Annotated in this window: 8 protein-coding genes; 6 read left to right on the forward strand and 2 right to left on the reverse strand. The window is 61.2% G+C overall.

The window, feature by feature from the left end; translation table 11 throughout:
• The 3 genes from EN932_RS07620 to EN932_RS07630 form a co-directional block, all read left to right on the forward strand.
• On the forward strand, positions 1–1,187 hold a 1,187-nt coding region (locus EN932_RS07620), incomplete at its 5' end, for an Nramp family divalent metal transporter (RefSeq protein WP_164770132.1).
• Entirely contained in the window at positions 1,187–1,546 is a 360-nt protein-coding gene (locus EN932_RS07625; protein ID WP_063171484.1) for a hypothetical protein, read from the forward strand. The genes EN932_RS07620 and EN932_RS07625, both read left to right, overlap by 1 nt.
• Positions 1,547–1,548: 2 nt before the next feature.
• Positions 1,549–1,881 carry a hypothetical protein gene (locus EN932_RS07630; RefSeq protein WP_013533179.1) on the forward strand — a complete coding sequence of 111 codons (333 nt, stop codon included), beginning with the start codon at positions 1,549–1,551 and terminating at the stop codon, positions 1,879–1,881.
• Positions 1,882–1,911: 30 nt separating this feature from the next.
• On the opposite strand, the gene EN932_RS07635 is transcribed toward EN932_RS07630, so the two are convergent.
• Both EN932_RS07635 and EN932_RS07640 read right to left on the reverse strand, forming a co-directional pair.
• Positions 1,912–2,238 carry a hypothetical protein gene (locus EN932_RS07635; protein WP_127366618.1) on the reverse strand — a complete coding sequence of 109 codons (327 nt, stop codon included), beginning with the start codon at positions 2,236–2,238 and terminating at the stop codon, positions 1,912–1,914.
• Between the two features lie 90 nt (positions 2,239–2,328).
• Complete coding sequence (locus EN932_RS07640) at positions 2,329–2,583, reverse strand: DUF982 domain-containing protein (protein ID WP_013533177.1); 255 nt, start codon at positions 2,581–2,583, stop codon at positions 2,329–2,331.
• 495 nt (positions 2,584–3,078) lie between these two features.
• Between EN932_RS07640 and EN932_RS07650 the strand changes: the two genes are divergently transcribed.
• The 3 genes from EN932_RS07650 to EN932_RS07660 form a co-directional block, all read left to right on the forward strand.
• A complete protein-coding gene (locus tag EN932_RS07650; protein WP_013533176.1) occupies positions 3,079–3,822 on the forward strand; it encodes a DUF4142 domain-containing protein in 744 nt (247 codons plus the stop codon).
• A gap of 20 nt (positions 3,823–3,842) precedes the next feature.
• On the forward strand, positions 3,843–4,445 hold the full coding sequence (locus EN932_RS07655) for a general stress protein (RefSeq protein WP_024502379.1): 603 nt from the start codon (positions 3,843–3,845) through the stop codon (positions 4,443–4,445).
• 717 nt (positions 4,446–5,162) lie between these two features.
• On the forward strand, positions 5,163–6,727 hold a 1,565-nt coding region (locus EN932_RS07660; protein WP_164890443.1), incomplete at its 3' end, for a VCBS domain-containing protein.

Below are 6,727 nucleotides of genomic sequence, written 5' to 3' on the forward strand. Positions count from 1 at the left end.
TCACCAGCGTCGGCGGCTTCCTCGAAGTTGGGTCCATGGCGACGGCGGCGCAGGCAGGCGCGATGTTTGGCTTCCAGTTGATCTGGGCGGTGGTGCTTGGCACCGTCTGCATCATCTTCCTTGTCGAAATGTCCGGCCGGTTCGCGGCCGTGAGCCATCACACGATCTCCGACGGCATCCGCGAAAGGTTCGGTTTCAACGTCTTTCTATGGCCGTTGCTTGCCGCCTTGCTGGTCAATTTCCTGGTGCTGTCCGCAGAGATCGGCGGCGTTGCCATCGCGCTCGAACTTGCCACGGGCATAGGCTTCCAGTGGTGGGCACTGCCGGTGGCTTTGCTGGCGTGGCTGCTGCTCTGGAAAGGCACGTTCGGCGTCATCGAGAAGGGCGTGTCGTTTCTCGGTCTGGTGACGCTGTGTTTCGTCGTCGGAGCGGTGATGCTGAGACCTGATTGGACGGCAGTCGCAAGGGGCGCCGTGCCTTCGCTGCCGGTCCACGATGCCGCCAATTACTGGTTCATGGCGGTCAGCATTCTGGGCGCCTCGATATCGCCCTACCTGTTCATGTTCTATTCCTCGGGGGCCATCGAGGACCGGTGGGACAAAAGCTATCTCGGCGCCAATCGGGCCATAGCGGGGTTGGGCATGACCTTCGGGGGCACCATCTCGATCGGCGTGTTGATCGTGGCCGCTCTCGTGCTCGCCACGCATGGCGTCACCCAGGTGGACGACTATCACCAACTGCCGTTGATGCTGATCCCCATATTCGGCTTCTGGGGCTTCGTGCTGTTTGTTGCTTCTCTCGCCATCGCCTGCTTCGGCGCCGCACTCGAGGTCGGGTTGCAACAGGCCTATCTTGTGGCCCAAGGGTTCGGCTGGAATTGGGGCGAGGATCGCAAGCCGCGCGACGATCCGGGTTTCAGCGCCACCTACACGATATCATTGCTGTTGGCGGCTATTCCCATCGCGCTTGGTCTTGACCCGCTGAGGCTCACCATCTTTTCCATGGCGCTGACGGCTGCCAGCCTTCCGCTGACCGTCGTTCCGTTCCTGTTTCTGCTGAACGACAAACGTTATGTCGGCGAGCATCGCAACGGCATTTTGTCAAATGCCGCCGTCATCTTCATCATCGCGCTTGGCTTCGTACTGGCGGTGGTGACCATCCCGCTGCAGATATTCGGAGGCACATGATGAAGTTGCTGCGTGATCTCCTGGACAAGCAGGTGGTCGACCGCGAGCAGGTCAAGGTCGGTAAGGTCGACGGTTTGGTGGCGCAGTTGCGGCCTGGCAAGCCGCCTCGGATCATTGCCATCGAGCTCGGCTCCATCACCCTGGCGCGTCGCCTCGGCGCACGGCCCGGGCGCTGGATGGCGCGGCTCGCGGTCAAGCTGGGTGGCAAGCAGCATGGCGAACCTCATCGGATCGCCTGGCGCAAGGTGAAAGATATCGGCATCGATATCGAGTTCGACATCGATGTGCGAGAAACGTCGATCTTCGCCTGGCAGGACTGGTTGCGCGACCATATCATCGGGCGCATTCCGGGAGCTTGATGATGATCACGGTCAATCTCGAGCATCTGGCGGGGCGGCGCGTACTCTCGCAGCGCGGCAAGAATGTCGGTTATATCGAGGAGATCCGCGCCGAACGGGATGGTGACGATTTCGTCGTCACCGAATTCCACGTCGGGGTCTACGCTGCTTTCGAGCGTCTTTCGGCTTCGGCCATAGGCGTGGCGGTGCTGGATCTTTTCCGATTGCGCCGCCGCGACGGTCTATACCGCATTCCTTGGGACAAGCTCGACATCTCCGATCCCGCGCGACCGCGGCTGCTGTGCCCAATGACCGAACTCTCAGGCATGAAGGACGCGCCGGACCTCCAGGAATAGGTCGTGGGTGCTGCATCGTCGGGATTAGTCTCATCGCAGCATGCTTGCCGCCAGGAAGACCACGGCTGCTGTCAAAACGACAGCTGCAATCACCAACACCGGCCAGTTGCCGCTAGGCCGCAGTTCCGGCTCGCCTTCGACCGGACGCATGGCATTGGCAAAGCTGGCATCGTTTTCGAATTTTGGACGAGTGCGCGGCGGACTTGTCTTAGCGACCGGATTTTGTGTGTCCGCGGCCTCTGCGTCTGTCTCAAGCGGGGCAATGGCGGGATCGAACCCCGGCGTCTTGTCGTGCGTTGCTCCTGCCTGAACTTCGCCTCTGGCCGCGGCAGGCGTGAGACCTGAAACCTTAGCCATAATCTCTCCCCTTCGAACCAATCTCGGCAGTATCGCACTTGCAGGCGCCAGCGGAACCAAGCTTGCATGCACTGAGGCGACCCGCCACGGTCAGACTTGCTCGCTCAGCAGAATCCTGGCGTCCTTGGCCGCAACGATGAACGCCTGTCGTGCCGCCCTTGTCGGCTTTTCGCCTCGCATGACGGCAAGGCACGCTCTGATCGCGGCAAGACGCCTCTCGGATGTCGGCTTTGGCCAGTCCCGCAGCAGCACTTCGGCTGCGTCCGACACCGAAACCACAACCCTGTCGCGGTCTATCCGGCCAGGTTGAATGACAATCGGCTTTCTGAAATGTCCAGTACGCACATGCCTCTCCAGCGGGATGCACTCTATTCGACACGCCGCTGCAAGAGTGCGCGTCGCGACGCGCTTTAACTCCGCAACCGTCGGTTTGTTCCAGAGCACCTGGCGTTTGAAACAACTAGCCGATGGCCATCCGTGCGCGCCCGTCCCAAGACTTACAACAGGTCCTTGCGAAGGAAGATTCGTACATGCCCTGGAATTCCGAATTCGACTTTGCCGAATTCCTCGAACCCATGCTGCATGTAGAATAGCGGCGCCTGGAAACTGCTTGTCTCGACCACGGCTTTTTTGCAGCCACGCTGGTTCATGGTGCCGGCGTTCCTGTCGCCTGTCACTTCTCCACATTTTACGTCGATGTGGCAGATCTCACGCGAGATAATCCGGCAGCCTCATGCGTGGATCGTGGTGCTGCCGGGCCTGCAGGCATGTCGTCTGGGTATCGGAACAAAGCGCATCTTGGCCTGTTAGGGCGACGCATCCCAGGCAAGGACAAAGCCGATGAAAACACGACAATTTTTCGCATCGCTCGCCGCTGCTTCCATTCTTCTCGCCGTGCCTGCTTTTGCTGCCGACAGCGCCCAGGCCTTCGTCGACAAGGCTGCCATCGGCGGCAAGTTCGAAGTCGACTCGAGCCAGATTGCCTTGGGCAAGGTTCAGGACCAGAGCATCAAGGACTTCGCCCAGATGATGATCCGCGATCACGGCGCGGCCAATGCCAAGCTGGCAACGGTGGCCGGCGAACAAAAATTGAAAGTGCCGTCGGCGCTTGATGCCCAGCACCAGGGCGATCTCGACAAGCTCAAGAATGCGCAGGCACCGATCGATCCAGCCTATGTCGACATGCAGCGCAAGGCGCATGCCGACGCCGTCAAGCTGTTTGAAACCTATGCCAGCGGCGGCGACAACGCCGGGCTCAAGACATTCGCCCAGCAAACGGTCGATACGCTGAAGACGCACCAGCAGATGATCGAAAAGATCGCAGCCGGGCAGGACGCCATCACGGGAGCGACAACACCGGCGGTGAAGACCGACAATACCCCCAATGCCGCCGCTCTCGTTCCCGGCGCAAACAGCTTCACCGAAGCCCAGGCCAAGAGCCGCATCGAGGGTGCAGGCTATACCAACGTGTCGAAGCTTACCAAGGACGACCAGGGCATCTGGCGGGGCCATGCCACCAAGGCAGGCGAAAGCCTCGCCGTCGGCCTGGACTATCAGGGCAACGTCGTTGCCGCCAGCAAGTGAGCACGGATCAGGAGAAATCAATGAAAACGGTAACTGGACTGTTCGACAATTATGACGACGCGGCCGACGCGGTCCGCGAACTGGAAGCCACGGGCGTCCCGCATGCGAACATCAGCATCGTCGCCAACAACTCGGATGACTGGTACGAGGGCGACCGTTCGGAGGCTGCCGAGGATGCCGGGGCTGGCGCGGGGATTGGAGCCGTGATCGGCGGTGCCGGCGGATTGCTGACAGGGCTGGGGGTCATGGCCATCCCGGGCGTCGGACCTGTGGTCGCGGCGGGTTGGCTCGCCGCCACCGCGACAGGTGTCGTTGCCGGGGCGGTGGCAGGCGGTGCGGTCGGAGGCATTGTCGGCGCTCTGACGGAGTCCGGCGTGCCCGAGAACGATGCCCACGTGTATGCGGAGGGCGTACGCCGCGGCGGCACGTTGGTCACGGCCAGGGTGGACGATGAACTCATTGCAAATGCCGAGGAAATTCTGGGGCAATCCAGATCGGTCGATCTTGCCGAACGCCGCAGGGCTTACGAGGCTGGCGGCTGGACCGGCTTCGATGCCAATGCCGGCGAATATATCCCTGACGAGACCGATCGCGACAGCGCTCGGACGATCAATCGGCCTTGAACGAGGAGGTGTGGTCGCACGTACCGAACGACGAGGTTTCACGAAGTGCTACGGAGCGTGTGGGACAGATGTTCGAGTTGCCCGGCTTCAAGATCTCCGGGAGCAAGGGCATGAAGCTTCCCGGCTGTCCGGCGCGTTAAGTGATCTCAGTTGAATCCCCGACCGTTCAAGCGAACTGGCTGGCTGTCGGGTTGGCGTGCTGCACGAAAAGTACTCAGCGATCAAGGTGCGGTGTTGGTATGGTGGTGCGCTGGCGGGCTCTGGTCACGCTGAGCCGCACGTCTGCCGCCTGGCTCATATCGGGCGTGCGCCTGTTCGATCTCACAACTCGATTCTAGTGACTGTGGCTCCCCTTATGTTCGCCTATTAACTGTTCGGCCAAGTTGGGCGTTGACGCTTCCTCTCTATAAGAGTTAATAATCTCCTAATATAAGAAGCATCTAAAGTTCGTGGTCGAAAGCCACGAGTTTGACGATGTAGGTTGGGTAGGGAACGTAGCGTGACGACCAGTCGTCGCGTCCAGCAGCATCGGGTCAATATCCGTCCGTGAATGGCCAGCTTGAGGCGGCTGTTCCAAGCGCGGCGGTGTGCCTGGATGAGGGCGAAAATTCATGCCTGCCTGGATTCGCGCGGTTTTTCTTCGGCTGGAAGCAGCCGGTCGTTCAGTACTGTCGATAAAACAGATGAGGCGTCTGTTCTTAAAAGGGGGGTTGAAAAATGGCTACTCAGGTCACCGGTGCCGGCGGCACCACGACGTCTTTCTCCAACACGCCGCAGGCGAAGGATGACCTTTTTCTCCTCTCAGAAAATGATACCGGTGTCCTGATCCTGAATGTTTTGGCGAATGATCTGGGTGGCGCAGCCAAACAGCTCTACTCCATCGATAACGCAGACAGTGTGCAGACCGCAACGAAGATACTTGCTCCGGCGGATCTGCTCACACGCGACGCAACATACTCCGGCGGTGTCGGAGGAGGGACCGACACGAGTTACCTGGGTGCCCATATCTGGATAGGCACTGATGGTACGATCCACTACGACACGGCGAATCTCGAGAGTATGATTCAAGCGCTTGGGGCGGGAGAGGTTCTCACCGATAAAGTGACCTACGCCATTCAGCTCGGCAATGGCACGCTGAGCTGGGCCACGGCCACCATTCAGTTTACTGGCACCAACGACAAACCCGATATCCATCTCGTGACGACCGACAGCGCGACCGCCTCGTTGATCGAGACCAACGCACCCTTGACGGTGAACGGCACCCTGACGGTGAACGATGTCGATATCTCCGACACGGTGACCGCGATGGTAACTTCGGTGTCCCTCGGCGGCACCATGGGCGGGCTGAACAGTGCCGCCGTGCTCGGCATGCTGACAGTCTCGCCGATCTCGCTGACGGCCAACCCGGGCGAAACCAATAATCTGGGCTGGACCTTCAATTCGGCGCCACAAGCCTTCGACTTCCTGGCTGTCGGCGAGACGCTGACGCTCACCTATACGATCACGGCCAACGACGGCCACACCGGCGGCACCGACACACAGACGCTGACCATCACCATCCACGGCACCGACGATGCGCCGGTTGCGGTCGCCGACACCGGGTCCGCGAACGAGGCCGGCATCACGCCGGCCACGGCGGCGACCGGCAACGTTCTGGCCAACGACACCGACGTCGACAACACCCATGCCCAGTTGAGCGTGAGCGCGGTGACGGGCGGCACGGTCGGGTCTGCGCTGGCCGGCAGCTACGGTTCGGTGACGATCAACGGCGACGGCAGCTACAACTACGTCATCGACGATGCGAACCCGACGGTTGACGCGCTCAATGTCGGCGGCAGTCTGACCGACAGCTTCACCTACACGGTGAGCGACGGCCAGGGCGGGACCTCCTCGACGACGCTGACCATCACCATCCACGGCACCGACGATGCGCCGGTTGCGGTCGCCGACACCGGGTCCGCGAACGAGGCCGGCATCACGCCGGCCACGGCGGCGACCGGCAACGTTCTGGCCAACGACACCGACGTCGACAACACCCATGCCCAGTTGAGCGTGAGCGCGGTGACGGGCGGCACGGTCGGGTCTGCGCTGGCCGGCAGCTACGGTTCGGTGACGATCAACGGCGACGGCAGCTACAACTACGTCATCGACGATGCGAACCCGACGGTTGACGCGCTCAATGTCGGCGGCAGTCTGACCGACAGCTTCACCTACACGGTGAGCGACGGCCAGGGCGGGACCTCCTCGACGACGCTGACCATCACCATCCACGGCACCGACGA

The sequence above is a fragment of the Mesorhizobium sp. M7A.F.Ca.US.002.01.1.1 genome (assembly GCF_004022955.1).
Classification (GTDB): domain Bacteria; phylum Pseudomonadota; class Alphaproteobacteria; order Rhizobiales; family Rhizobiaceae; genus Mesorhizobium; species Mesorhizobium ciceri.